Origin of the sequence: Beduini massiliensis (assembly GCF_000829905.1) — a bacterium.
Lineage (GTDB): Bacteria > Bacillota_I > Bacilli_A > Erysipelotrichales > Coprobacillaceae > Beduini > Beduini massiliensis.
Window position 1 is genome coordinate 353,230 of sequence record NZ_CDPP01000003.1, and the last position, 26,400, is coordinate 379,629.

Sequence of the window (26,400 nt, forward strand, 5' to 3'; positions counted from 1 at the left end):
TTGACAGATGAAAAAATTTGATATTTTCAAAAAAGGAATCACTGTTGAAAACCCAATCTTTGTCTTATTGCTTGGTTTGTGTTCGGCTTTAGCGATCACAACAACCTTAACCAATGCGATTGGGATGGGGTTAGCAGTAACATGCGTATTGATTTTAGCAAACGTGATTATCTCACTTTTAAGAAAAGTGATTCCTTCAGAAATCCGTATACCGGTATATATCGTTATTATCGCAACACTTGTAAAATGTGTGCAGTTATTAATGAATGCCTATATGATTTCTCTTTACAACTCATTGGGTGTCTTTATCCCATTGATCGTTGTTAACTGTATTATCTTAGGACGTGCGGAATCATTTGCAAGCAAGAATACAGTTTTAGATTCATTGATTGATGCGTTGGGAATGGGCGTTGGGTATACTCTTGCCATCTTAGCGGTGTCTTTCTTCCGTGAATTGATCGGAACAGGCGGATTAGCTTTAGTCAATCCATTTGATTCAACACAGGTCATTTTCCAATTCAGTTTATTTAAAGAATATGCAATCGGTTTGATTACGCAGCCTGCCGGAGCTTTCTTAACATTAGGAACGTTAATCGGGGTTATCAACAGTATTTCTAATCGTCGCATTAAAAAAGCTACAGAAAAGAAAGCAGAGGTGAAATAACAGATGGAATTATTCGCATTGTTTATCTCATTGGCATTGATCAACAACGTTGTTTTATCAAAGTTCTTGGCAGTGTGTCCATTGCTGGGTGTATCTAAAAAATCAAGCAGTGCATTAGGAATGGGGGCTGCGGTTACATTCGTTATCGTTATTGCCTCTATGATCACTCATGTTTTATATTACCAAGTATTAGTTAAATTCCATATTGAGTACATGGATTTAATTACCTTTATCTTAGTTATCGCTTCATTAGTACAATTCGTTGAGATGTTCTTAAAGAAAGTATCTCCGCCTTTATATAAAGCGTTAGGAGTATATCTTCCTTTAATCACAACAAACTGTGCCGTATTAGGGACAACTTTGAACAATATTACAGATGGTTATTCATTTATTGAAGCAACCGTAGCCGGATTTGCCGTTTCTATTGGGTTTGCATTAGTTATCTATATCTTTGCAACAATCCGTGAAAGATTGGAAATCGCTTCAACTCCTGAAGGATTTAAAGGTGTGCCTATTGCCTTAATTACTGCAGCGATTATGGCATGTGCATTTGCCGGATTAGCCGGATTGGTATAAAATGATCGCATTAGTTTGGTTAATGATCTTAGTGTTCCTGTATATCGGATTATATATGTGGAACAAAAAAACACCTAAACCAAAAGGGTGTGAAAACTTAACAGCGGATTGTGACGGCTGTAAATTAGTTGATTGTACGCACAATCCAGTACACCATGAGGAGGAGACAAAAAATGATTGAAGCAGTTGCTGTCTTAGGGATCATTGGTGCACTTTTAGGAGCAATGCTCGGTATTGCCGACCTATTCTTAAAAGTGGAAAATGACCCAAGAGAAGATTATGTCATGAGCAAGCTAGCCGGTGCAAACTGTGGTGGATGTGGATATCCTGGATGTCAAGGTTTTGCTGCTGCATTAGTGAACGGAGAAGCGACACAAGTGTCAAAATGTGCTCCAACTAGTAAAGAAGCAAAAGATGAAATCGTAGAATATTTGAACACAACACCGGGACCGGATGGTTCAACTTTGAGTGTTAAATTATAAGATGAGGAAAACCCTCATCTTTTTTTAAAATTGAAAAAGATTTCCAAAATGTGAAATGTTGTGATTATATGAGATAAATTTCACATTATGATGTCAAAAAATAAGAAAAATAGGTGAAAGCGATTGCAAATTTAGCCGAAATGTATTGCCCAAAATACACTTCTAGTATATAATATAAGCGTTAGAAAGAGCTTAATACTCTAACAAAATTCTAAGTAAGGATGGGAAGGAAAAAATGAAAAACTTTAAAAAAGTTATGGCAGTTGCTGCTTCAGCTGCTATGGTGATGACACTTACTGCATGTGGTGGCGGATCATCATCTAAGTACACAAAAGTTGGTTTCGGTATGGTAACTTCTGTGTCAGAAAAAGGAGAGTACAACCAAGTTAATACAACTATGGCTACTGTAGGTCTAGACAGCAAAGGGAAAATCCAATATGTTGATTTAGATGTTGCTCAACAAAACACAAATAATGCCGATGAAACTCGTACAAAAATGGAGAAAAAAGAAGATTACGGAATGAAGAAATTCTCTGGAATCGAAAAAGAACTTTACGAACAAGTTGAATTCTTAGAAGGAAAACTTATTGGAATGACTGCTGAAGATGTGAAAAACATCGAAGTTTATGACAAAGATGACGAACATAAATCAGTACCTAAAGAAGGATCTGATATTGCTTCAGGATGTACAATCTCAATCGCTGATTTCCAAGCTGCAATCCAAAAAGCTTTTGATAATATGGCAGAAGTAAAAGCTGACAAAATTGGAGCAGGTGAAGTTATTTCTGTAGATGCTACTAAAGGGCAAGTTAATACTACAGTTGCTCAAGTTGCTTTAGACAGCAAAGGTGCAATCGTTTGGTCTAACTTAGACGTAGCTCAAACTTCTAATGCTTCTGATGTAAGAAGTAAAATGGAGAAAAAAGAAGATTACGGAATGAAAAAATTCTCTGGAATCGAAAAAGAACTTTACGAACAAGTTAACTTCTTAGTTGAAAAATTAAAAGGTATGACTGCTGCTGATGTAAAAGCAATCGAAGTTTACGACAAAGATGACGAACATAAATCAGTACCAAAAGAAGGAACTGACATCGCTTCAGGATGTACAATTTCAATCGCTGATTTCCAAGCTGCTTTAGCAGAAGCATTTGAAACAGCTAAATAGTCATTCAAAAACCGGATAAATTCCGGTTTTTTTATTATCGTAATCTGTACTTTTGAAATATTTAGTTTATAATAAAAACGTGTTAACGCTTTCAATCAGGAGGATGAACGATGAAATTTACAGATGGGTACTGGATGTTTAAAGAAGGCACTGTTCAAAGTAACGCTATTGAAGTTTACGATTATCAAATTAAGGAGAAAACACTCATTTTATATGCTCCATTTAAGAGTATTCAAACAAAAGGGGATACGTTGAATTTGGGGATGTTGACCATTGAATTGGATTCCCCTATAAAAGATGTGATCGGGGTTAAGGCTTATCACCATATTGGCGGATTGATAAATCAGCCACAGTTTGAATTAAATAAAACAGATCATGAAATCCTCATAGAAGAAAAAGAGGATTGTTTGATCTATACAGCTGGAAAAGCACAGGCTGTAATTAAAACAACTAAAGGGAGATATGAACTATCCTTTTACTATGACGGACAGTTAAAAACAGAAAGTCTTTTTAAATCGTTAGGGTATGTAGAGACAAAAGAGACGGTTTATATGAAAGAAGAATTAACGATTGCGCATAATGAATATGTCTATGGGTTGGGAGAACGTTTTACGCCTTTTATAAAGAATGGGCAGGTTGTCGATATTTATAATAAAGATGGCGGAACCGGCAGCGAACAAAGTTATAAGAATATACCATTCTACATTACAAATCAAAGTTATGGAATTTTTGTCAATACTCCGGGATTGGTATCTTTTGAAGTGGCGAGTGAAAAAGTATCCAAAGTACAATTTAGTACAGAAGGAGAAGTGCTGCATTATTATTTTATTGGCGGTCAAGATATGAAAGAGGTTTTGGTTCATTATACCTCTTTAACCGGTAAACCCTCATTACCACCGGCATGGTCATTTGGTTTATGGCTCTCTACTTCTTTCTTGACGGATTATGATGAAGCGACGGTCAATGAATTCATTGACGGTATGTTGGAAAGGGATATTCCTTTGGATGTTTTCCATTTTGACTGTTGTTGGATGGATGAGTTTGAATGGTGTAATTTCAAATGGAATCCTAAAACTTTCCCTAACCCAGAGGGCATGCTGAAAAAGATACATGATAAAGGGGTGAAGATCTGTGTATGGATTAATCCTTATATCGGACAAAAGTCTCCGCTGTTTCAAGAAGGAATGGAAAACGATTATTTGCTTAAACGTCCAGATGGCTCAATTTGGCAGTGGGATATGTGGCAGGCGGGAATGGGCTTAGTCGATTTCACGAATCCAAAAGCAACGCAATGGTATTTAAGCTGTTTAGAAAAGTTAATGGATATGGGAGTCGATAGCTTTAAAACAGATTTTGGGGAAAGGATTCCAACGGATGTTGTCTATTACGACCATTCAGATCCCAAACTGATGCATAACTACTATACACATTTATATAATCAAGCTGTATTCAATCTGTTGAAAGCTAAAAAGGGAGAACATGAAGCGTGTTTATTTGCCCGTTCTGCGACGGTTGGCGGACAGCAGTTCCCGGTGCATTGGGGTGGTGACTGTGTCTCTGTTTATGCTTCAATGGCAGAATCATTACGTGGTGGATTATCGTTCACCCTTTCTGGATTTGGCTATTGGTCACATGATATCGGTGGTTTTGAAGATGGCTGTTCACCTGACCTTTATAAACGTTGGACTCAGTTTGGTTTGCTTTCAACGCATTCACGCTATCATGGCAGTGGGGAGTATAAAGTCCCTTGGCAATATGGAGAAGAAGCGGTGGCAGTGACGCGTCAGTTTACCAAGTTAAAACTTTCTTTAATGCCTTATTTATATACTCAAGCCGTGAAAACACATCAAACCGGAATCCCGATGATGAGAGCCATGGTGTTAGAATTCTTAGAGGATCGTACGACTCATAGCTTGGATAATGAGTACATGTTAGGCGATCAGCTGTTGGTCGCACCGATTTTTCAAGAAAACGGTGAAGTGGAATATTATTTGCCAAAAGGAATCTGGACAAATATTTTGACTGATAAAGAATATGTAGGCGGAAACTGGATCAAGGAGATCCATGACTATGACAGTCTTCCGTTAATGGCAAAAGAAAATACGATACTAGTCACCAGTGAAAATCAATGCAGTGCACAATATGACTATCTTAGTGATGTCACCATTAAACTGTATCATATTTTGCCTAACCAAAAGTTAAGCCAAATCATTTATGGAGAAGACGGACGTACTGGAACCGTTTATGTTGTCAGTTTGGAAAATGAAATGACAATAGAGTTAAACGGTTTTAGCGGAGACAATAAAATCTATTATCATGGTCAGGAATACGTACTGTCTAATGATAAAATTACTGTCAAAATATAATAATTATAGTTTATCATTGCGGATAAATAGTATATAATACCTCAGAGGAGGAACTTATGAAACCGATTAAAATAATATTAGCTCTTATTCTGTCATTAACGTTGGTAGGCTGTCAAAGCTCTTCATCAAAATATCAATATTTAAAAGATTCTTTTACAGGACCTTTTGATACCGTGATTGAATATATGGCTTATGTCAAATCTCAAAAAGAGTTTGATACTCAGATGAAACTGATCAAAGAAGAATTGACACGCTTAGATCAATTGTTTGATAAATATACCAGTTATGAAGGATTAAACAACATTAAGACGATCAATGATAATGCGGGAGTAAAACCGGTAAGTGTTGATCCGGTGATTGTGGACATGCTTCAAAAATCAGTAACAGATTATAAGACTGTTTCAACAAAAGTGAATATTGCGATGGGATCGGTCTTATCTTTATGGCATGATTCGCGTGATAACGCAGTGGATGGGGTTGGGGTTCCCCCTAGCACCAGTCAATTGGAAGAAGCCAGTCAGCATATGAATATTGATTCTGTAGAGATTGATACGATCAATAATACAGTCTATATTTCTGATCCAAAAACATCTATCGATGTTGGAGCGACGGCAAAAGGGTATGCAATTGAATATGTTAAACAGGTCTTGATTGATAGTGGTGTAGAAGCATTCCTGATTTCGGGTGGTGGCAATATCGCCAGCTATGGTGAGAGAAAGATCAAAGCAAATGGCAATGAAAATGTCCCTAGAAGCAAAAATGAATTTTTAGTTGGCATTGAATCACCCAACAACGGTGCCTATAGTGATGGGAAATATCCGGCAATGATCATCGCCGATAATAAAGCCATCGTGACGAGTGGTGATTATCAGCGTAACTTTAAAGATAAAGACGGAAATGTTTACAGCCATCTGGTTGATCCGGATACCCTTTATCCGGCAACTTATTTCAGATCTGTCAGCATCATTACGGAAGATTCCGGTTATGCCGACTTCTTGTCTTCTACTTTGTTTTTACTTCCCTATGAAGAAGGAAAGACATTAGTTGAATCATTAGAAGGCGTTGAAGCGGTGTGGCTGTTGAATGATGGAACTGTTCAGTATACCGATGGATTAGTGGAAGGCGATAATTTTCATTTAAACAGATAAGCGAGGAAACTCGCTTTTTGTATGATTTTATTGCATTTATAAATTAATGATGATAACATACCTAGTGGGAGGATACGAATATGAAAATGAGTTATCAAACAGTAGGCGTATGCGCGAAGCGAATTGATTTGGAAGTGGAAGATGGAATTATTAAAGATGTGAAATTTGTTGGCGGATGTGCCGGGAATACATTAGGAATATCAAAACTGGTAAAAGGCATGAAAGCGGAAGAAGTCATTGAAAAATTAGAAGGAAACCGCTGCGGAGCGAAACCGACCTCATGTCCGGATCAGTTGGCAAAAGCATTAAAAGAAGCTCTTTAATACCACGTTGGTGGTATTTTTATTTTAAAATAAGTATGCTTAAATCATCTGATACATATAGTGTAGTAGGTGATCATGATGATAATGGTAAAAAAAATAAGAGAATTGCAGTTTCTCTGTGCAATATTATTATTTCTACAGTTTTTCTTTTCTTATTGGGGAGTCTTATTTCATGCAATGGCAGTGATTTTATCCGTCATTGTTATTTGTAATACTAAAATGTTCCGATGCATTGATGCCAGATACAATTACTGGATCATAGGTTTGTTTCTTTATCGGATTGCATTGCGTCAATGGTATTATCAATTTCAAATCTGTGCGGCGATTTATGCCATTGTCAGCATCTATATTATTGTTTTGTTAGTCATCTGTACGTACCGCTGTATCATTTAGGACTTGTTTCTTTATAAATCAGAAAAACAATGGTATAATATTTTAAAGGTGGTGATAGAATGTTCGGACATTTGCAAGTGTATAGTGGTTATAGTTTTCAAGAAAGTACTATGCTAGTGAAAGACATTGTCACCCAAGCAAAAAAATTTGGTCAAAATACGGTAGCACTAACGGATAAAAATAATTTGTTTGGTATGGTGGAATTTTATAAGCTCTGCTTAAAAGAAGAAATTAAACCTATTTTAGGAATGGAAGCTGATATTTTGATTGAAGATGAAAAATATCCTTTTGTACTCCTTGCGAAAGATACGGAAGGTTATTTTCATTTATGTAAAATTTCGACCATGATTCAGTTAGGCGAGGAGGTCACTTTAGAAAGTTTAGCCGGCTTTCAGCCTCACCTTTTTATACTGACCCCCGGGCAGAATGGTATTTTAGAACGTTTAATCACGAAAGAACTTTATAATGAAGCACTGCGTCATCTTGTGCATTTTAAAGAATTGTTTAAAGATCATTTTTATATTAATCTTCATCGCCATCAGATTGCTTTGCAAGAGAAGGTCAATGAACATCTCATGTCAATGGCGAAAATGCATTACATTAAAGTGGTCTGTTCGAATCAAGTCAGTTATTTAGATAAAAAGGATGCGTTAGGATTGGATTTAGTCAACGCCAGCAAGTTGGGAGCAACTTTTGATCCTACCCATCAGCCGATTACTCAGGAAAAATATTTTAAATCGACAAGTGAGATGGAAGCATTGTTTGAACCGGAGATTATCAATGAAACGATTCAGCTGATCTTATCTATCGATGCCAAGATTCCAATGGATGAACTGCATTTACCGAAATATCCTGTTCCTCATAATGGAAGCAGTCAGGAATATTTAAAACAGCTTTGTATTCTCGGGTTAAAGAAGCGTTTCGCTAATCAAAAAGTGCCGCCGGAATACGTTGAGCGTTTACGAGAAGAACTTGCAGTCATTACGAAAATGAACTACTGTGATTATTTCTTGATTGTCTGGGACTACGTTAAATATGCGAAATCACACGGCATTTTAGTAGGACCGGGAAGAGGATCGGCGGCAGGAAGTTTAGTTTCTTATGTTTTAGGCATTACGAATTGTGATCCGATTCACTATAATCTGTTGTTTGAACGTTTCTTAAATGTGGAAAGAATTTCGATGCCGGATATTGATATTGATTTTCAGGATGATCGTCGTGAAGAAGTGGTTTCGTATGTCGTTGAAAAATATGGGAACCGCCATGTAGCTGGGATCGTCACTTTTAATACATATGGACCAAGAGTAGCCATTAAGGATTTAGGAAAGGTCATTAAAGTACCATTGCCTAGATTAGAACGTCTGGCTTCTCAGGTACCTACTTCCTACAAAACTAAAAAATCAGCATTGCAGATGTATCAGGGCAATGCCAGTTTTCAAATAGAAGTGGATAAAGATGAACATTATCGTTATATGATGCCAAGTGTATTCTTAATTGAGCGCTTGCCCCGCAACATTTCACAGCATGCTGCCGGCGTTATTTTATCTTCTCAGCCATTAGATGAGCTGATTCCTTTAGTCTATGGACCGAGTGGTTTCTTGATGAGCCAATATTCCAAAGATTATATTGAAGAAGTGGGCTTGCTTAAAATGGATTTCTTGGGCTTGCGTAATCTAACCGTCATTGATTATATCTTAAAATCGATTGAAAAAAATACAGGAGAGAAAATTAATATCAATACGATTCCTTTGGATGATAAAAAAGTGTATGAACTGATTGCGGCAGGAGATACGTTTGGCGTATTTCAACTAGAATCGGATGGGATGAAACAGCTCTTAAGAAAAATGAAGGTGAGCTGTTTTGACGATATTATTGCAGCAAACGCTTTATTCAGACCGGGACCGATGGAAAATATTCCTCTGTTTTTAGCACGAAAACATGGGGAAAGTCCTGTGGAATCATTGCATCCCGATTTGGATCAAATATTAAAACCAACATATGGAGTAATGATCTATCAGGAGCAGCTGATGCAGGTGGCGCAAAGGCTAGCAGGCTTCTCTTTGGCAAAAGCAGATATTTTGCGTAAAGCAACCTCTAAGAAAGAAACTAAACTGATGGAATCTTTAAAGGTTGAATTTATTGAAGGTGCATTAAAAAACGGGTATGATGAAACTCTGGCAAATAAAGTTTTTGAATTGATATTGAAGTTTGCCAATTATGGGTTTAATAAATCCCATTCTGTTGCTTATGCTTACGTAGCCTATCAGATGGCTTATTTAAAAGTCCATTATCCTTTGGAATTCTTTGCCGCTTTAATTTCCAGTGAATCCGGGTCAACGACAAGCAAGCTTTCTTTGATACAGGAAGGGAAGAAATATGGCGTAACCTTGCTTCCACCATCTATCAATCGCTCAACAGAGCGCTTTAAAGTAGAAGATCATAATATTCGTTATGCTTTGACAGCTATTAAAAATGTGGGAGATGCTGTCTATAAAGAAATTGAAGCCATCCGTCAAGATGGATTATTCAGTGATATTTTTGATTTTTTTATTCGTATCTATCAGCATCGTATTTCGGCTAAGACGATCGAATCATTGATTGATGCCGGAGCTTTGGATGAATTTGGTTATTCACGAGCGATGATGAAAGAAAATATTTCTATTCTTTTAGAATACAGTGAGGTGTATTCGAAGCTGGGAATTACAGATAAACCGATTTTAAAAGTAGCAGAAGATCAATATCTTGAACGTTTGGAAAAAGAAAAAGAAGTGTTGGGGATTTATTTATCCAAACATCCTTTGTCTTTATATCGTGAGAAACTGAACTTTGCCACCGTGCCAATTTTTGAATATGAAAAGCATCTTGGACAAAAAGTAATCAGTGTATTGGCCATTCAGCGTGTCAAGGTAATTAATGATAAAAGAGGGCAGACAATGTGCTTTGTTACCTTCTATGATGAAAATGACCAAGTAGATGGCGTTGTTTTCTCGCAGAATTATGAAAGATATCAAGAGATAATTAAAAGAGGAAACGTTTGTTTAGTGGAAGGCAAAGTGGATCGTAAAACGAATTTATCGATTACTGTCAACCAATTAAAACGTTTAAAATAGAAAGGAATCAATATGGAAAAAATTGTTTTAATCGATGGGAACTCCCTTTTATATAGTGCCTACCATGCCACGGCTTATACCGGAAACTTTATGCGAACCAGTCATGGGGTACCGATGAATGCCGTATCCGGGTTTGCCAACATGATCGAAAAACTGATGCAGTCAGCACCGGATTATGTTTTTGTAGCCTTTGATTATGGTAAGAAAACTTTTAGAAATGAACTAATGGGAGATTACAAAGGAACACGTAAGGAGACAGATGAAGAATTGATTTGTCAGTTCCCGATTGCCAGAGACTATTTAAAAGCCCGCGGTATCATTTATCAGGAAATTGAAGGATACGAAGCTGACGATATTATTGGAACCCTTTCTGTTGAAGCAAAAAAGAGAGGCATCCATGTCGATATTGTCACTAAGGACAAAGATATGATGCAGCTGGTAGATGAAAATACTACTGTTCTGCGTAATACAACGGGTGTTTCGGAGATGGTAGAGATGACACCGGAGACAGTATTTGAAAAATATGGCATTCGCCCCGATCAGTTCAAGGACTTTTTGGGATTAATGGGCGATGCCGCAGATAATATACCGGGAATCAAAGGTGTAGGTGAAAAAACGGCAGTTAAATTGCTGACCCAATTTGAAAGTATTGAAAACATGGCAGAACATGCCGATGAAATTAAAGGCAAGCTCGGAGAAAAAATTCGTGATCAAATCGAAGATGCATTCTTATCCAAAAAGATTGCCACTATCAAAACAGATGTACCCATGGAAATTGAGTTTGAACACTATCGCAATACCGGTTTTGATACAGAAGTATTATCTGCTTTTTGCCGAGAATATGAAATGAACACTTTATTAAGAAAAATATCCACAGTAGTTCCTGACCAAAGTGAGACGATCATGAAACAAGTGACCATAATGCCGTCGTTGACAAAAGATTTTGCTTTGAGCGTTGCGGTTTATGATCATAATTATCACAAAAGCATTGTTTTGGGATATGGTGTGTATAATAAAGATTTCTGCGGTTATATCAGCTATGAAGATGCTTTAGCCGATGAAAACTTTAAAAAGGTATTAAAAGATCCGGCAATCAAGAAATATGGCTATGATATCAAAAAGTGCATGATTGCTTCAAAATGGAATGGCATTGACATAGCCGGTTATGATTTTGACTTACAGTTATCTTCTTATATCTTGAATCCAAGTCTAAAAGATGAAATTAAATTAGTAATGGATTTCCATGGCGATCATTCTCTGCCTTTTAGTGAAGAAATTTTTGGTAAAGGGGCAAAAAGAAAAGTTCCTGAAAACGATGTTCTAACGCAGTATTATGGAAAGATCGCAAAAGGAATTTATGAGATCAAGGCACATGTAGAAGAACAATTGCGAGAGCAGGAACAATATGATCTTTATTATAATTTAGAACTGCCGGTGGCTTATATCTTGGCAGATATGGAATTTACCGGAGTGAAAGTGGATCGTCAATCATTAAAAGACATGGAGCAGGATTTCAATGAAACGATTCAGCAGTTAGAAAAAGAAATTCATCTATTAGCGGGAGTAGAGTTTAATATTGCTTCACCCAAGCAATTAGGAGAAGTATTATTTGAAAAACTGCAGCTGCCCAATGGCAAAAAAACCAAAACCGGATACTCGACATCTGTTGATGTATTAGAAAAACTTGCACCGATTCATCCGATCATTGATAAAGTATTAAAATATCGTGCGATTACTAAATTATACTCAACCTATATCATCGGTTTACAGGAACAAATTTTTATGGATGGCAAGATTCACACGATGTATAATCAGGCATTAACGCAGACCGGACGTTTATCATCGACTGATCCTAACTTGCAGAATATTCCTATTCGCAGTGAAGAAGGAAGAATGATACGTAAAGCTTTTATACCGTCTTTGGATTATATTGTATCATTTGACTACTCACAGATTGAATTAAGAGTGTTGGCACATATGGCGAATGTTCAGGCATTGATTGATGCTTTTAATCAAGATATGGATATTCATACTAAAACTGCTCAGGATATTTTTGATGTAAGCGAAGTAGACAGTAATATGCGTCGTCAGGCAAAAGCCATCAACTTTGGAATTATTTACGGAATGAGTGATTTTGGTTTATCGGAACAAATCGGAGTACCGGTGAATGTTGCGAAAGCGTTTATTCAAAAATATTTTGAGACCTATCCGGGAATTAAGGAATTCATGGATAAAGAGATTGAATTCTGCAAAGAAAATGGGTATGTCGCTACGATTTTAAACCGTAAACGCTACATTAAAGAAATTAATGAGAAAAATTATATGGTACGTGAACTTGGAAAACGTTTAGCGATGAATTCGCCTATTCAAGGAAGCGGAGCCGATATCTTAAAGTTGGCGATGATCAAAGTGGATGAAGCCATGAAAGCCAAACAACTGAAATCAAAAATGATCTTACAAGTACATGATGAATTGATTTTTGATGTCAAAAAAGAGGAATTAGACGTCATGATGGGGCTGATTAAAGAATGCATGGAAAGTGCAGTCGAACTAAGAGTAAAACTAAAAGCGGATGGCGCTTACGGTAAATCTTGGTACGAATTAAAATAGAGAATAATGCCAGAATTACCGGAAGTTGAAACAATCCGAAGAACCTTGCAGGGACCTCTTATCAATCGGACGATTGAATCGATTGAAGTCCTTTATGCCCCCATCATTGAAGATGAAACTGAATTGTTTATCCAGCAAATCACACATCAAAAAATCATGGATATCGATCGTGTTGGCAAGTATCTGATCTTTGTCTTAGAAAACGATGCATTCATCTCTCACCTAAGAATGGAGGGAAAATATTATATCGTTCCCAAAGATACTGCTTATACCAAACATTGTCATGTGATCTTTCATTTAAACGATGATTTGGATCTGCGTTATTATGATACACGTAAGTTTGGGCGTATGAAGCTTGTCAATGTTCACCATTATCGTCAGGAACTTCCTCTTGCTAAACTGGGCAAAGAGCCTTTTGACATTGACCCCAAGGCACTCTATCAGCTTCTTAAAAAAACCGGACGGCCTATTAAAGAGGTTCTGCTCGATCAGTCGGTTATCTTAGGTATTGGTAATATTTATGCGAATGAGATTTGTTTTAGGATGAAAATCAACCCGATAGCGCCTGCGAATCATTTAACCTTAAAACGTGTGAAGGAATTAGTTGCGATTTCGATTGAAGTATTGAATGAAGCGATCGCCCAAGGAGGAACGACTATTCATACCTTTAGCGCAAATGGTATTGATGGTTTATTTCAAGTCCGTTTAAATGTTCATGGTAAAAAAGGACAGCCATGTCCGGTGTGTGGCAGTCCGATCGAAAAGATTCAAGTAGGAGGACGCGGAACCTATTATTGTAAGAAATGTCAGCGCAAGAAAACATAAAAGGAATCCAAACGGATTCCTTTATTTTTTAAGATATAAAGTTTCAAATGACGGAATAGGGAGAGGCTTAGAAAAATAATAGCCTTGAATCAGATGACATGGCGAATGACGTAAAAATTCTACTTGCTCCCTTGTTTCAATCCCTTCGGCAATTGTAGTCATTTGTAAAGCCTTCGCCATTTCCAGCATACTTTGAATGATGATATTCTCTTTCTTATTTTCCATCTTCTGCGAAGAAAAGAAGGCTTTATCTAGTTTGATAGAATCGACATTTATGTTTTTAAGTGTATTCAAACTTGAATAACCACTGCCAAAATCATCCATTGAACAGGTAAACCCTGCTTCATGAATCTTATCAATAATGGACATAAAAGCTTGTGGATTTTCAAATACCATTGTTTCGGTTAATTCAATTTCCAAATATTGAGATGGAACCTGATAGTCATCTCGAATTTCTTTATAGCGCTTTATAAAGTCCTTATTTTTAAAGTGAAGACGTGACATATTGACAGAAATAGGAATTAACGAGTGTCCTTCTTTTAACCAGCGAGCTAACAGTTGACATACATTTTCAAATACAAAGAGATCCAGCTGAATAATGAAGCCGTTTGATTCAAATAAAGGAATAAAATCATTAGGTGGAATCAGACCATATTGCGGGTCATTCCAACGAATCAAAGCTTCGGCTCCGGCGATTGTATTGGTTTCAACCTCATACTTAGGCTGAAGATAGACTTCAAATTCCTTGTTTTTTAAAGCCTCTCGCATTCTATTTTCAATATTTTTTTCATCTAGCATCTGGGTACGAATCGTATCCGTATAGTAATGATAAAGACACATCCCTTCTTTTATAGAATCATTATTTTTGAGAGCGGCATGGGCATAGTCCTCAATTGATGTTACGGGCATTTTTGGATCATTAATATGGTAAATACCGGCACTAAATGTCAGATAATATTTATATACGTTTTGATCATTATAGCTGTTGATATCTTGAATCATGGTGTTGAGCCGATCCTCGATAACTTTAGGTTCGATTGTTTTAAGCAAGATGACAAAATTATCGGAGAAGATACGAGTCAGACATTCCTCATCTAGCAGATGAGCTTTGATTTTACGGTAAATATAGATTAAGGCACGATCACCGGCTTCCACACCGCCAATATCATTCAACAGTTTAAATTTCTGCAAGTTCAGCCAGATGACACTGTAAGTACCCGAAACAGCAGAACGAATGCGCTCACCGGCTGCTAAATCGAATTTGCGGCGATTAAATCCTTTGGTGATTTCATCCGAGAAAGCTAATGTATGCAAGGTTTGATTATATTCTTCCAGCTGTTTGTTTTTCTTGGTAATCTCCGTTACATCGGTATAAATGAGCAAATAAACCGGATCATTATCGACCCAATCAATACATTGTGCATGAATCTTTAAAAAGCATTGTTCTTTGCTGTGATTTGTCGGCGAGATAGTAAAGGCAGCGTTTTTCCCTTGTCTTAACAAAGGCAAAACTTCAATCACTTCATGTAATGCTTCACTTGTTTTTAAATCTTCAAGATGAAAAGAACGTTTTTGATTAAAGAAGTCATAAAAGCTTTGATTTCCATCCAAGAAACTAAGAGAATCTTTGGTAAGACGATACTTAGCAATAAGACCGGGGAAATTATCCTGTATCACATCTTTTTCAATTTTTGTCTGCATCACGCTGGTCATATCACTCATGATTGAATAAGAAATCTGAGAGCCATTGACATACTCATCAATAAAGACAGCAGTAATGCGAATCCATAATTTTGTCCCATTCTTATGTTTCATTCGACCAATATATTCATAGCCGCCCTTATTGTTTTCTAAGGCATCGATGACAACTGCACAAAGGTTATTCCATTCATCGGGGCTATCTTTAAAAAATAGATCGGGACGATTATGGAAGCGACGCTCATATTCTTCTTTTGTATAGCCAAAGAGTTCATAATACCGATCATTGGCAGCGACCAAAGTAAAGTGTTCATCTAATAAATGCTTGCTGACACTGGCATTTAGCCCCTCCATCAGATATTGATATTCTAAATCTTTGGATAATTTTGCGGGTTGTTGGTCCATGCTGTTCCCTCCTTGCTTATTATCATATTATAACACTTTTTATAGGTCGGAGATATGGTTTTAAAGGGAGTTTACAATTTTAGCGGAATGTTCGTATTTGGATCAACTTTGTTTTTTTATGATCAAGAATTGCGTGCGGAGAAGAATTTGTTTATAATGTAGAAAATGGTGGTGAGAAGATGATTATAGGAATTACCGGTGGGATCGCATCAGGGAAGAGTACGGTGAGTCAATATTTAAAAGAGAATGGTTTTTTGGTAGTGGATGCCGACCAGTTATCAAAAGATGCCTTAACAGTGGATAAGCGTTGTATTTTGCAGGTACGCAAGCTGTTTGACTGTATGGACGAAGCAGGGAATATCGATCGGGCAAAATTAGGTACTATCATCTTTAATGATAAACAAGCTCAGACACAGTTGGAGGGCATTGTTCATCCTTATGTTATCAATAAGATGAAAGAAGCCATTCAAAACAGTAAAGAAGAATGGCTGTTTTTAGATATTCCTTTACTTTATGAAGCTCACTTAGAATATTTATGTGATCACATTGTAGTGGTATATGTCGATGAACAGGTACAGTTAGAACGTTTGCTTAAACGCAATGCTTTATCCATCACAGAGGCTAAGGCACGCATTCATGCGCAAATGCCATTAATAGAAAAAAAGCAAAAAGCAAATTATATTATAGATAATAATGGAAGCCGAGAAGATCTGATCAGACAAGCGGATCAATTTATTCAAGGGCTAAAGAAAGGAGAGATTCAATGGGAGAACTATTAAGCTGCGATCGCTATCAGGTATATGCGATGGGACAGTTATCACCGCTTTCTTACAGTGTCTTATCACAGCTTTACCAGCCCTTAGTTGGGGCGAAAGCTTATGGGCTGTATATGTATTTATATTCTGAAGTGGATGTGATGAAAATGCTGTCGATTGAATCCAATCATAGCCGCATTTCTTCTTATACATCATTATCTTTGCATCAGATTAAAGAAAATATGAAAAAACTGGAAGCCATTGGTCTGGTAAAAAGCTATATTCGCTATGAATCTGAGATGACGAAATATCTTTATGAATTGTTAATGCCGATGAATCCGCAGCAGTTCTTTCAAAATGATCTGTTGAATGTACTGCTTTATCGCACCTTGGGTTCATTAGAATATGATAAGACACGTTTTTTATTCCGTCTGCCGGAAATTGACTTGAACGGTTATGATGAAGTGACTGCTAATTTTGAAGAGGTTTTCTTTATTGATGAAACCTCTACAGAAGGGTCACAAATTCTAAAGTATAAAGGCAACTATCGTAAAGAAGAAAGCAAGACACCGGTGATCGATTATCCGTTGGACCTTTTCTACAAACAGCTTCAAGAGCTGCAAGTGAGACGAAAATGGATCACCCCGGCTGTAGAAACAAAAGTGAAGCAATTAGGAGTCGCTTATCATATCAGCGGTCAGCAGATGGCACAATTGGTGTATGATGCGATGGATCATGAACGCATCAATTTAGATGTTTTAGCCAAGAAAGTAAGAGATTATAATGATTTGGAATCACCACGCAGCTTCAATCGTATCTATCACCAGCAGCCTATTCAATTTTCTTCTTCAAATCAAGCAGATAATGCGAAATCACGCCATATTTTACAGTTGGAAACATGGTCCCCTTATAAATTGATTGAAAAGAAACAGGGGGGGAAACCGGTACGCAGAGATTTAGCTATTATTGAAAAACTGATGGTGGATCTTAATTTGGAACCGGGCGTGGTCAATGTTTTGCTGGAATTGACATGGTCACAAAACGATGAGCGTATTTCACGTGATTTCGTTGAATCCATTGGTGCTACTTGGAAACGAAAAAATATTCACACTGTGCAGCAGGCAATGCAGGAAGCTAAAAATTATATTCGTTATAAAAATAAAAATAATCAGGATATCACGCCGGAATGGTTTAAAGATCAGCAGGCAGAAAAGAAACTGCAAGCCGTAAAAGAAGATCAGCATCAAGAAGAAAATGACATCTCTGATGAAGAACTACGTGCATTGCTTAAAAGTATTTAATAAGGAGGACCTATGAAAAAATTAAGTGAGGCAGTAAAACTGCCCAGTGAAATCAATAGGATGAAAAAAGAAAACTTAGATGCCCTATGTCAGGATTCATTAATTCAGTCTTTCATGCAGAAGTATCAGTTGAAAAGAAGCATGATGGATGATTATTGGATCGAATTAATCAATTATTACGAAGATAAAGAAATATGCAGTCGTTGTCCGGGAATTGAACAATGTCCTAAAAATACAATCGGTTATCAAATGTCATTGCAGTTTGAAAATCAGCGTGTGGCTTTAAGCATGCATCCTTGCACCAAAGAGGCAGTCCGTCAGCTAAAACGCAGCACATTAGAGTTAATTGAACCTTGCAATATGCCAAAATCTATTTTTGATATTCCTTTGGATGAATTAGAATTGACCGGGCGTAAGGATGTATTACTGTTTTGTCAGAAACTGGCTCAGAATTTGGGAAGTAATGGGCTTTATTTATACGGACCGATTCAAAACGGAAAAACAACAATCATGGCGGCACTGATTTATCGATTTGCTTTAAAAAAGATTCCTTGTGGGTTTGTCAATGTGCCGGGACTGATTGCAGAATTAAAAGAGCAGTTTTCTTATAATGATGGGAAATCCGATCTTATGCATCAGTTAAAAAGTGTTGATGTTTTGGTGCTGGATGATATCGGCGGCGAGAATGTGACAGCGTGGTCTCGTGATGAAGTATTAAGTGCGATTATTAATGAGCGTGCTTTACGAAAACTGCCGACCTTTTTTACCAGTGTTTACAGTTTAGAGGAATTAAAAAAATATTATGTTTTATCTAAGCAAAAAGGGGATACAATTAAAGTAGAGCGATTAATTGAAAAAATGAAAGCGGTTAGCATGATTATGGAGTTAAAATCAGCTAAATTTAATATGTGAAATTATTATTTAGATGTTGAAAAATAGAAAAATCATGATAAAATATCAATGGATTGAAGAACTTAATGAGGTGAACAGATGATAAAAAAAGTGGCAGTTTTAACTTCCGGGGGAGATGCTCCGGGAATGAACAGTGTCATCCACGCCATATGTCTTCGATGTGAGAAATTAAACATTGAGCTAATTGGAGTGATTGGCGGGTTTAAAGGATTGTACGAAGGACATTTTGTGAAACTACATAGTGATAAGACAAGTCAAAGCGCCTCAATGGGGGGAACAATCCTAAAATCTTCACGCTTTATAGAATTTAAACAAACAGAGTATGTGGAAGCAGCGGTTCAAAAAGCCCGTGAAGCGGGTATTGATGGTGTGATTGTCATCGGCGGTGACGGAAGCTATTTAGGTGCTCTTGCTTTAGCCAAAGCGAAAATGCCGACAATCGGTGTACCGGGAACCATTGACAACGATATTTCGGGGACTCAGTTTACGATTGGCTTTGACAGTGCCTTCAATACGATTGTGCATTGCATTGATCAATTGAAAGATACGATTCGCAGTCATAAACGCTGTCTGCTTGTAGAAGTAATGGGACGCCATTGCAGTGATCTTGCTGTATATGGAGCGATTTCGGGCAATGTTGACGCAGTGATTACCGCAGAAACAAACATAAATGAAATGGCATTGAAAGATCTTATTATTGATTCGATAAAACGTAAAGATGAATGCATGATCATAGTGAGCGAAAATGTTTTAAATGTGCATGATCTGGCGGCACGCTTGGAAGAATTATCCGGAGTAGAATGTCGTGGAAGTGTTCTGGGATATCTTCAACGAGGAGGAACTCCAAGTGCACGCGATCGTTTGTTGGCAGTTCGCTGCGGTTTATGTGCTGTCGATGCTTTAAATGATGGCAAAAGCGGAGAATGTACGTGTTTAAAAGATGAAATGATTATGTTATTACCGATAGAAAAAGCATTAAGCGAAAACTATCACAATTCGTATATTCACGAAGAATATCAAAAACTTCGTTAATATAAAGCTAAAATAAAAAGGAGAAAAAGAAATGCAACCTATTAAAAAAACTAAAATGGTATGTACGATTGGTCCTGCTTCAGAACCAAGAGAAATTTTAGAAAGCTTAATCGATGCTGGGATGAACGTTATGCGTTTAAACTTCTCACATGGAGATTTCGACGAACATGGCGGACGTATTAAAACCGTAAAAGCAATTAAGGCTGAAACTGGAAAAGAATGTGCTATTTTATTAGATACAAAAGGGCCGGAAATCAGAACGGGAGATTTCGAAGGTGGCGTAGCCCAATTCAAAAAAGGTCAAACTTCTGTTGTATGTTTTGAAGATATTGAAGGAACAAGTGATCGTTTCTCAATTTCTTATAAAGGGTTATACCAAGATGTTATCCCTGGTGGCATCATCTTAGTTAATGACGGACAAGTGGAATTACGTGTTGAAAAAGTAGAAGGAAAAGACATCGTTACTACTTGTTTAAATGACGGAGCTGTGAAAAACAAACGTGGAATCAACGTTCCAGGAATCAAATTAGGATTTGATTACTTATCTGAAAAAGATATCAGCGATATCACTTTTGGATGTGAACAAGGAATTAACTATGTAGCGGCTTCATTCGTAAGACGTGCTGATGATGTAAAACAAGTAAGAGCATTACTAGACAAAAACGGACGTCCTGACGTTCAAATCATCGCTAAGATCGAAAACAGCGAAGGTGTTGAAAACATGGATGAAATCTTAGAAGTTGCAGACGGAATCATGGTTGCTCGTGGTGACCTTGGTGTAGAAGTTCCTGCAGAAGATGTTCCATTAATTCAAAAAGAATTAATCAGAAAATGTAATGCTGTGGGGAAAGTCGTTATTACAGCTACACAAATGTTGGAAAGTATGCAAATGAATCCAAGACCAACACGTGCAGAAGTATCAGACGTTGCCAATGCAATCTTTGATGGTAGTGATGCCGTGATGTTATCTGGAGAATCTGCTCAAGGAAATTATCCATTGGAAGCAGTTCAGACAATGGCTAAAGTAGCAATGAAAACAGAAACAGCTTTAGATCATGGATCATTATTCAGAAAAGCTGAAAGAACTGCAAAAAATGATGATTCTGATGAAGCAATCTGCATGTCAGTGACTGAAATTGCAAACAAATTCAATGTAGCAGCAATCGTTGCTTTCACTGAATCTGGACGTACAGCTCAAAGAATTTCAAGATTCAGACCTAGCTGCCCAATTTTAGCGGCAACACCTCATGTGATGACAATGAAACGTTTAGCAATCAACTGGGGAGTTCATGCAGTTGTGTGTGAACCTGTAACAAAAGTTGAAAACATGGTACCTTATGCTATCGAATTAGCAAAAGAATTCGGTGTTGAAGCTGGAGAAAAAATCTTAGTAACAGGTGGAAACCCTGGGCAAGTGGGTTCTACTAACTTCTTAAACTTAGTGGTTGCAGTGAAGTAAATACATAAATTTGGCTTTCGGATAGACGGAAGCCTTTTTTATTTGTTTAAATTATGTTAAGATATAAACGTTATGGAGGGAAACAGGATGGAAAGGTATACTGCATTTGATTTAGAACTAGCCAATCGATATCCAAGCAGCATATGTGCAATCGGTGTCTGCGTTGTGGAAAACAACCGCATTGTCGATACGTTCTATTCAAGGGTAAAACCGGTTCCCTTCATCAGTGAAAGCGGACATTATCATATACATCAGATCAGTGAGGGGAAATTGGCGGCTGCTCCGACCTTTGATCAGGTGTGGGCACAAATTGCACCTTTATTCAATGATACGGTGATATTAGCTCATAATATCCAGCAGGACGCCTTAGCTTTAAGAGCGACTTTGGATTATTATCATTTAACTTATCCTAACTGTGATATGTCCTGTACGTTTGTTTTATCAAAGAAATTGCTGCCAAACTGTCCTTCTTATAAATTAGATGGAATTGCTTCATATTTCAATTTTCGTTTTTCGCATCACCATGCTTTAGAAGATGCGATTATGTGTTATCGTATCATTCGTAAAATAAAAAGTATTTATCAGTTAAGAAGTTTAGATGAACTGCATGAATTGATTCACGTTAAATATGGAAGAATGGCAGATCAATATTATAGGAATATTTATATGAGCGATATTGCCAGCAATCAAGAGATTCGTGAAGAAGAAGGCAAAGACACTGATCATTTTCTTTTTCACCAATGCATTTGTTTGGACAGTATTCATGTTAGCTATGGTACCGTTATTAAAGACTATATAACGCATTGCGGCGGCTTTTTGCAAGAGAAAGTAAACATTAATACGAATTATCTGATCAGTGCCGGAAAGACAGATACAAATAACTATAAGCGAGCATATGAACTCATGCAGAAAGGGCAGGATATCCAAATCATCGGATTAACTGAATTTTTGCAGATCATTAATGAAAATACATGGGTAGGGAGTTAGAATGAAAAAGATTTTATGGATCATCAGCATCCTGATCGTAATCAGCGGATGCAGTACAAAAGAAAAGTCTCTCTATAAAGATGGAGAATACATAGGTGTCGGAAATGGAAAATGCGGAACCATTCAAGTGAAGATTACGGTGACAGAAGGGTATATATCCGCTGTTGATATTATTAAGGAGGATGAAACAGCTTCGTATATGTCCGAGGTAAAAGAAAAACTGCTGCCAGAGATTATTGGCAAGAATTCACTCGAGGGGATCGATGTTGTGACAGGGGCAACAGCTTCCAGTCAGGGGGTTTTGGAAGCCGTTAAAGTGGCAATGGATGAAGCGCTATTAGAAAATAATACATCGGGAGGAAGCAATGAATAAAAAAACAAGAAAGCTCGTTTATATTGCGATGCTGACCACCCTTGCAGTTGCTCTCCACACATTTGAAGCCAGTCTTGCGCTGCCGTTGCCTTATGGTATAAAACTAGGATTCGCTAATATTATCTCATTAGTCACGATTGAGTTATTTTCCGCAAAAGAAATGGCAGTTGTCAATATTTTAAGAGTCGTATTAGCCGGATTGTTAAGAGGATCGATCTTCAGCTATACTTGGTTTATATCTGCAGGGGGAGTTTTATTAAGTTCGATTGCAATCATGCTGGTTAGAAAGTTTACAAAACTGCCGATGGTATCTACATCGATTGTCAGTGCGATCGGTCATGGTGTAGGGCAGATTTTAGTTGTCGTTTATATCTATCAGTCATGGGCGATGGCCACGTGGATCATTGCTTTGTTTGCGACATCGATTCCAACGGGGATATTCACAGGAATTATCGCCAATACCATTGTGACATACTTATCTAAATATACAAAAAATATGAAAGCTTAAACACCGATACGGTGTTTTTAGTTTACAAAAAATGAAAGCGGTTATAAAATTGCTTTTATTTTAATACAATCGATGTTAGAATTAGACCATACTGTGTACAGTTAAGGAGGAAAAACATGGTAAAAATATTAATATGTTGTTTAGGCGGATTCTCTTCAAGTGCAATGTCTGTCAAAATGTCAAATGAAATCAAGGAAAAAGGATACGAAGATCAAGTTTCAATCGATTTTCAGCCCTTTGCATTATCACATGATGTCATGGACCAATATGATGTCGTGATGTGCTGCCCGCATTTAAAATTTGAAATCAGTACATTTATGAAAAAATATGGGGATATTCAAACACCGATTTATTTATTGCCCCCAAAGATGTATGGTTCAATGAATGTAGAAGATGTCTATGAAGATGCTATGGATATTGTGGAAGGATTTAAAGAAACAAAGTTGAACCCATTCCATTTTCCTAATGAAGATAATGTCATGCGTATTAAACGTATTTGCAGCTATCGTAAGTCTATTCAATAATCATATAAAACGGAGGAAATATTATGAGTTTACCAAAAGGATTTTTATGGGGTGGGGCGACTGCCGCAAACCAATTCGAAGGTGGATACTTAGACGGTGGAAAAGGATTGAGTACTGCTGATGTTGTGACTGCCGGAAGCCACACTGTCAGCCGTCGCATTACATACACAATGCCGGACGGAACAAAACATACGCAGCCAATTATGCCTTATGAGGAAATCCCGGAAGGGGCAGTCTGTGATGTTCAGGAAGGATATTACTACCCATCACATATAGGAATTGATTTTTATCATCGTTATAAAGAGGATATTGCTTTATTTGCCGAAATGGGCTTTAAATGTTTCCGTCTTTCTATTAATTGGGGAAGAATATTCCCTAATGGCGATGATGAAACCCCGAATGAAGAAGGATTAAAATTCTATGATGATGTATTTGATGAGTTATTAAAATATAATATTGAACCAGTTGTGACTATTTCTCATTATGAAACACCATTGACTTTAGTCAATAAATATGGTGGATGGCTGGATCGCCGCGTCATTGATTTCTATGTGTTATACTGTGAAACTTTATTTACACGCTATAAAGGTAAAGTAAAATATTGGATGACATTTAATGAAATCAATATTATGGGGATGCTGCCATTCTTTGCCGGTGGTGTGATCAAAGCAACGCCTCAGGCGAAAGCACAGGCAGTTCATCATCAATTTGTAGCCAGCGCTAAAGTTGTGAAATTAGGGCATCAGATCGATCCTGAAAATAAAGTCGGATTAATGATTGCTTATGGGTCTACATATGCTTATTCTTGTGATCCGAAAGATCAGGCATTGGCAATGGAAACAACCCAAAATTCTCATTTCTACTCAGATGTACAAGTAAGAGGATACTATCCTGCTTATAAGTTAAAAGAGTATGAAAGATTAGGGGTTAAAGTGGAGATGGCATCTGAAGATGCGCAAACCTTAAAAGAAGGATGTGTAGATTATTTAGGCTTCTCTTATTATTCTTCAAGCTGTGTTTCTTCTAAGCCGGTTGGCAATGAAACAGGTGGAAATTTTGTTTCCGGTGTCAAGAATCCATACTTAAAAGCAAGTGACTGGGGATGGCAAATCGATGGGATCGGATTAAGAATCGCTTTAAATCGTTTATGGGAAAGATACCAAAAACCATTATTTATCGTTGAAAACGGATTGGGTGCAGTCGATACTGTAGAAGAAGATGGGTCTATCAATGATGATTATCGTATCGAATACATTGCAGAGCACATAAAAGAAATGGATAAAGCAGTCAATTATGATGGTGTTGATCTGATTGGGTATACCCCATGGGGATGCATTGATTTAGTTTCGGCAGGTACCGGAGAAATGAAAAAACGCTACGGTTTCATTTATGTTGATCGTGATGATCAAGGAAACGGATCATTAAATAGAAGCAAGAAAAAATCATTTAACTGGTATAAAAAGGTCATTGCCAGTGATGGAGAAGATTTATCTAATGATTAAAAATAAGGCATCGTCTAATGGACGATGTTTTCATTTTCAGATTCTGGAATTATCTTTATTTCATCCCCCTAAAAGCGTTATGATAATATTTGTAAATGAAACTCCCTTAGGCAGCTTAAAGATATACGGGACATCTGAGCGTAAACGGGAAAAGAAAAAGGAGAACATAGTATGAGAAGATTAGGTATTTCAATTTACCCAGAACATTCAACAAAAGAAAAAGACTTTGCTTACATGGAAATGGCAGCTAAATACGGATTTTCACGTATTTTTACTTGCTTATTATCTGTAAACAAACCAAAAGAAGAAATGATTGAAGAATTTAAAGAATTCATGGATAAAGCACATGAGTTAGGATTTGAAGTTGCTGTAGATACAAACCCTAAAGTATTTGAACATTTAGGTGCTAGTGCTACTAACTTAAAACCATTTGCTGATATGCATGTGGATATCGTGCGTTTAGATATGTCATTTGGTGCTATGATGGACACTATGACAACACAAAACCCTTACGGATTAAAAATTGAATTTAATGGATCTACTACATCAGACAATGTAGAAGCAATGCTTCATATGGGAGCAAGACAAGATCAAATGCTGATCTGTCATAACTTCTATCCACAAAAATATACGGCTTTGGACTGGGATTTATTCATGAGTTTCTCACGTAACTGGAGACGTTTAGGATTTACAACAGCGGCATTCGTATCAAGCCATAATGATCCAACTTTTGGACCTTGGGAAGTCTATGCCGGATTACCAACTTGTGAAATGCATCGTAAATTACCAATCGATTTACAAGCGAGACATTTATTTGCAACAGGATTAATTGATGACGTTATTATTGGGAATGCTTATGCAACAGAAGAAGAATTAAAAGCATTGGGAAGCATTGACTTAAATACCGTACAAATCAAAATCGATTTGGCAGACACTGTTACAGAAGAAGAAAAGAACTTATTATTCAATCATGTTCATTCAAACAGAGGAGATTATCCAAGTCAAATGGTAAGAAGTTCATTCACTCGTATGCTTTACAGAGAAACTTCAATTCCTCATACCCCTTGTGATAAAGAATTCTTTACTCGCGGAGATGTTTGTGTTATTAATGATAACTTGAAACATTACCGTGCAGAAGTACAAATCATTTTAGAAGATATTCCTAATGATGGAGAACGTAATTTAGTAGGACGTATTCCTGAAGAAGAATTATGCATCTTAGAACATCTTAAAGGATGGAAAAAATTCAATTTCATTAAATAATATTCTGAGGCGTTAAGCC

General features: G+C 37.0%; 24 protein-coding genes. 23 read left to right on the top strand and 1 reads right to left on the bottom strand.

The genetic code is table 11. The annotated features are described in order from the left end of the window. Positions 1 to 7 precede the first annotated feature (7 nt). The 12 genes from rsxE to mutM all read left to right on the top strand — a co-directional run bounded on the left by rsxE (position 8) and on the right by mutM (position 13,662). The gene (gene rsxE / locus BN1225_RS03450) at positions 8 to 664 is read left to right on the top strand and encodes an electron transport complex subunit RsxE (protein ID WP_041138397.1); all 657 of its coding nucleotides are present in this window, start codon (positions 8 to 10) and stop codon (positions 662 to 664) included. A gap of 3 nt (positions 665 to 667) precedes the next feature. Beyond that, positions 668 to 1,240, top strand: coding sequence for an electron transport complex protein RnfA (locus BN1225_RS03455; RefSeq protein WP_041138398.1), 573 nt, complete (start codon positions 668 to 670; stop codon positions 1,238 to 1,240). A gap of 1 nt (position 1,241) precedes the next feature. Continuing rightward, complete coding sequence (locus BN1225_RS03460) at positions 1,242 to 1,421, top strand: hypothetical protein (RefSeq protein WP_041138399.1); 180 nt, start codon at positions 1,242 to 1,244, stop codon at positions 1,419 to 1,421. Next, a complete protein-coding gene (locus BN1225_RS03465) occupies positions 1,414 to 1,722 on the top strand; it encodes a (Fe-S)-binding protein (protein ID WP_041138400.1) in 309 nt (102 codons plus the stop codon). The genes BN1225_RS03460 and BN1225_RS03465 overlap by 8 nt, the downstream gene beginning before the upstream one ends. Positions 1,723 to 1,957: 235 nt before the next feature. Next, positions 1,958 to 2,887, top strand: a complete 930-nt coding sequence (locus BN1225_RS03470; protein ID WP_041138401.1) for a hypothetical protein — start codon at positions 1,958 to 1,960, stop codon at positions 2,885 to 2,887. Between the two features lie 110 nt (positions 2,888 to 2,997). Further along, complete coding sequence (yicI, locus tag BN1225_RS03475; RefSeq protein WP_041138402.1) at positions 2,998 to 5,253, top strand: alpha-xylosidase; 2,256 nt, start codon at positions 2,998 to 3,000, stop codon at positions 5,251 to 5,253. A gap of 56 nt (positions 5,254 to 5,309) precedes the next feature. Continuing rightward, positions 5,310 to 6,401, top strand: coding sequence for an FAD:protein FMN transferase (locus tag BN1225_RS03480; protein ID WP_041138403.1), 1,092 nt, complete (start codon positions 5,310 to 5,312; stop codon positions 6,399 to 6,401). Positions 6,402 to 6,481: 80 nt separating this feature from the next. Then, positions 6,482 to 6,724 carry a TIGR03905 family TSCPD domain-containing protein gene (locus BN1225_RS03485; protein ID WP_041138404.1) on the top strand — a complete coding sequence of 81 codons (243 nt, stop codon included), beginning with the start codon at positions 6,482 to 6,484 and terminating at the stop codon, positions 6,722 to 6,724. An 84-nt stretch (positions 6,725 to 6,808) separates the two neighbouring features. Next, positions 6,809 to 7,117 (top strand): hypothetical protein, encoded by a 309-nt coding sequence (locus tag BN1225_RS03490; protein WP_147585168.1) that lies wholly within the window; start codon positions 6,809 to 6,811, stop codon positions 7,115 to 7,117. A gap of 59 nt (positions 7,118 to 7,176) precedes the next feature. Then, complete coding sequence (gene dnaE, locus BN1225_RS03495) at positions 7,177 to 10,227, top strand: DNA polymerase III subunit alpha (RefSeq protein ID WP_041138406.1); 3,051 nt, start codon at positions 7,177 to 7,179, stop codon at positions 10,225 to 10,227. 12 nt (positions 10,228 to 10,239) lie between these two features. Then, entirely contained in the window at positions 10,240 to 12,837 is a 2,598-nt protein-coding gene (gene polA, locus BN1225_RS03500; protein WP_041138407.1) for a DNA polymerase I, read from the top strand. A 6-nt stretch (positions 12,838 to 12,843) separates the two neighbouring features. After that, complete coding sequence (gene mutM / locus BN1225_RS03505) at positions 12,844 to 13,662, top strand: DNA-formamidopyrimidine glycosylase (protein ID WP_041138408.1); 819 nt, start codon at positions 12,844 to 12,846, stop codon at positions 13,660 to 13,662. A 21-nt stretch (positions 13,663 to 13,683) separates the two neighbouring features. Here the strand turns inward: mutM and BN1225_RS03510 are convergent, their stop codons facing one another. Continuing rightward, positions 13,684 to 15,765 carry a sensor domain-containing protein gene (locus BN1225_RS03510; RefSeq protein ID WP_041138409.1) on the bottom strand — a complete coding sequence of 694 codons (2,082 nt, stop codon included), beginning with the start codon at positions 15,763 to 15,765 and terminating at the stop codon, positions 13,684 to 13,686. A gap of 179 nt (positions 15,766 to 15,944) precedes the next feature. Between BN1225_RS03510 and coaE the strand changes: the two genes are divergently transcribed. The 11 genes from coaE to BN1225_RS03570 all read left to right on the top strand — a co-directional run bounded on the left by coaE (position 15,945) and on the right by BN1225_RS03570 (position 26,381). Further along, complete coding sequence (gene coaE / locus BN1225_RS03515) at positions 15,945 to 16,544, top strand: dephospho-CoA kinase (RefSeq protein ID WP_041138410.1); 600 nt, start codon at positions 15,945 to 15,947, stop codon at positions 16,542 to 16,544. Next, positions 16,529 to 17,821 carry a DnaD domain protein gene (locus BN1225_RS03520; RefSeq protein ID WP_052466291.1) on the top strand — a complete coding sequence of 431 codons (1,293 nt, stop codon included), beginning with the start codon at positions 16,529 to 16,531 and terminating at the stop codon, positions 17,819 to 17,821. Before coaE ends, BN1225_RS03520 begins: the two co-directional genes overlap by 16 nt. 12 nt (positions 17,822 to 17,833) lie before the next feature. Continuing rightward, positions 17,834 to 18,733: an ATP-binding protein gene (locus BN1225_RS03525; protein ID WP_041138411.1), complete on the top strand. Its 900-nt coding sequence runs from the start codon at positions 17,834 to 17,836 to the stop codon at positions 18,731 to 18,733. A 78-nt stretch (positions 18,734 to 18,811) separates the two neighbouring features. After that, positions 18,812 to 19,765, top strand: coding sequence for an ATP-dependent 6-phosphofructokinase (locus BN1225_RS03530; protein WP_041138412.1), 954 nt, complete (start codon positions 18,812 to 18,814; stop codon positions 19,763 to 19,765). A 31-nt stretch (positions 19,766 to 19,796) separates the two neighbouring features. Beyond that, positions 19,797 to 21,224 carry a pyruvate kinase gene (pyk, locus tag BN1225_RS03535; RefSeq protein ID WP_041138413.1) on the top strand — a complete coding sequence of 476 codons (1,428 nt, stop codon included), beginning with the start codon at positions 19,797 to 19,799 and terminating at the stop codon, positions 21,222 to 21,224. An 87-nt stretch (positions 21,225 to 21,311) separates the two neighbouring features. Beyond that, the gene (locus BN1225_RS14000) at positions 21,312 to 22,211 is read left to right on the top strand and encodes an exonuclease domain-containing protein (RefSeq protein ID WP_052466293.1); all 900 of its coding nucleotides are present in this window, start codon (positions 21,312 to 21,314) and stop codon (positions 22,209 to 22,211) included. Between the two features lies 1 nt (position 22,212). Further along, a complete protein-coding gene (locus BN1225_RS03545; RefSeq protein ID WP_052466296.1) occupies positions 22,213 to 22,584 on the top strand; it encodes an FMN-binding protein in 372 nt (123 codons plus the stop codon). Next, on the top strand, positions 22,577 to 23,092 hold the full coding sequence (locus BN1225_RS03550) for a Gx transporter family protein (protein WP_041138414.1): 516 nt from the start codon (positions 22,577 to 22,579) through the stop codon (positions 23,090 to 23,092). Before BN1225_RS03545 ends, BN1225_RS03550 begins: the two co-directional genes overlap by 8 nt. Before the next feature lie 116 nt (positions 23,093 to 23,208). After that, entirely contained in the window at positions 23,209 to 23,616 is a 408-nt protein-coding gene (locus tag BN1225_RS03555) for a PTS sugar transporter subunit IIB (RefSeq protein ID WP_041138415.1), read from the top strand. Between the two features lie 23 nt (positions 23,617 to 23,639). After that, the gene (locus BN1225_RS03560; protein WP_041138416.1) at positions 23,640 to 25,118 is read left to right on the top strand and encodes a 6-phospho-beta-glucosidase; all 1,479 of its coding nucleotides are present in this window, start codon (positions 23,640 to 23,642) and stop codon (positions 25,116 to 25,118) included. A gap of 171 nt (positions 25,119 to 25,289) precedes the next feature. After that, complete coding sequence (locus tag BN1225_RS03570) at positions 25,290 to 26,381, top strand: DUF871 domain-containing protein (RefSeq protein WP_041138418.1); 1,092 nt, start codon at positions 25,290 to 25,292, stop codon at positions 26,379 to 26,381. Positions 26,382 to 26,400 lie beyond the last annotated feature (19 nt).

Bases quoted from the DNA above. Each gene is read 5' to 3' on its own strand.
- BN1225_RS03525 (WP_041138411.1), top strand. From the start codon at position 17,834: ATGAAAAAATTAAGTGAGGCAGTAAAACTGCCCAGTGAAATCAATAGG.
- rsxE (WP_041138397.1), top strand. From the start codon at position 8: ATGAAAAAATTTGATATTTTCAAAAAAGGAATCACTGTTGAAAACCCA.
- BN1225_RS03465 (WP_041138400.1), top strand. From the start codon at position 1,414: ATGATTGAAGCAGTTGCTGTCTTAGGGATCATTGGTGCACTTTTAGGA.
- BN1225_RS03530 (WP_041138412.1), top strand. From the start codon at position 18,812: ATGATAAAAAAAGTGGCAGTTTTAACTTCCGGGGGAGATGCTCCGGGA.
- BN1225_RS03555 (WP_041138415.1), top strand. From the start codon at position 23,209: ATGGTAAAAATATTAATATGTTGTTTAGGCGGATTCTCTTCAAGTGCA.
- BN1225_RS03560 (WP_041138416.1), top strand. From the start codon at position 23,640: ATGAGTTTACCAAAAGGATTTTTATGGGGTGGGGCGACTGCCGCAAAC.
- BN1225_RS03460 (WP_041138399.1), top strand. From the start codon at position 1,242: ATGATCGCATTAGTTTGGTTAATGATCTTAGTGTTCCTGTATATCGGA.
- BN1225_RS03550 (WP_041138414.1), top strand. From the start codon at position 22,577: ATGAATAAAAAAACAAGAAAGCTCGTTTATATTGCGATGCTGACCACC.
- dnaE (WP_041138406.1), top strand. From the start codon at position 7,177: ATGTTCGGACATTTGCAAGTGTATAGTGGTTATAGTTTTCAAGAAAGT.
- BN1225_RS03485 (WP_041138404.1), top strand. From the start codon at position 6,482: ATGAAAATGAGTTATCAAACAGTAGGCGTATGCGCGAAGCGAATTGAT.
- pyk (WP_041138413.1), top strand. From the start codon at position 19,797: ATGCAACCTATTAAAAAAACTAAAATGGTATGTACGATTGGTCCTGCT.
- polA (WP_041138407.1), top strand. From the start codon at position 10,240: ATGGAAAAAATTGTTTTAATCGATGGGAACTCCCTTTTATATAGTGCC.
- BN1225_RS03480 (WP_041138403.1), top strand. From the start codon at position 5,310: ATGAAACCGATTAAAATAATATTAGCTCTTATTCTGTCATTAACGTTG.
- yicI (WP_041138402.1), top strand. From the start codon at position 2,998: ATGAAATTTACAGATGGGTACTGGATGTTTAAAGAAGGCACTGTTCAA.
- BN1225_RS03490 (WP_147585168.1), top strand. From the start codon at position 6,809: ATGGTAAAAAAAATAAGAGAATTGCAGTTTCTCTGTGCAATATTATTA.
- BN1225_RS03470 (WP_041138401.1), top strand. From the start codon at position 1,958: ATGAAAAACTTTAAAAAAGTTATGGCAGTTGCTGCTTCAGCTGCTATG.
- BN1225_RS03520 (WP_052466291.1), top strand. From the start codon at position 16,529: ATGGGAGAACTATTAAGCTGCGATCGCTATCAGGTATATGCGATGGGA.
- BN1225_RS03455 (WP_041138398.1), top strand. From the start codon at position 668: ATGGAATTATTCGCATTGTTTATCTCATTGGCATTGATCAACAACGTT.
- coaE (WP_041138410.1), top strand. From the start codon at position 15,945: ATGATTATAGGAATTACCGGTGGGATCGCATCAGGGAAGAGTACGGTG.
- BN1225_RS03570 (WP_041138418.1), top strand. From the start codon at position 25,290: ATGAGAAGATTAGGTATTTCAATTTACCCAGAACATTCAACAAAAGAA.
- mutM (WP_041138408.1), top strand. From the start codon at position 12,844: ATGCCAGAATTACCGGAAGTTGAAACAATCCGAAGAACCTTGCAGGGA.
- BN1225_RS03510 (WP_041138409.1), bottom strand. From the start codon at position 15,765: ATGGACCAACAACCCGCAAAATTATCCAAAGATTTAGAATATCAATAT.
- BN1225_RS03545 (WP_052466296.1), top strand. From the start codon at position 22,213: ATGAAAAAGATTTTATGGATCATCAGCATCCTGATCGTAATCAGCGGA.
- BN1225_RS14000 (WP_052466293.1), top strand. From the start codon at position 21,312: ATGGAAAGGTATACTGCATTTGATTTAGAACTAGCCAATCGATATCCA.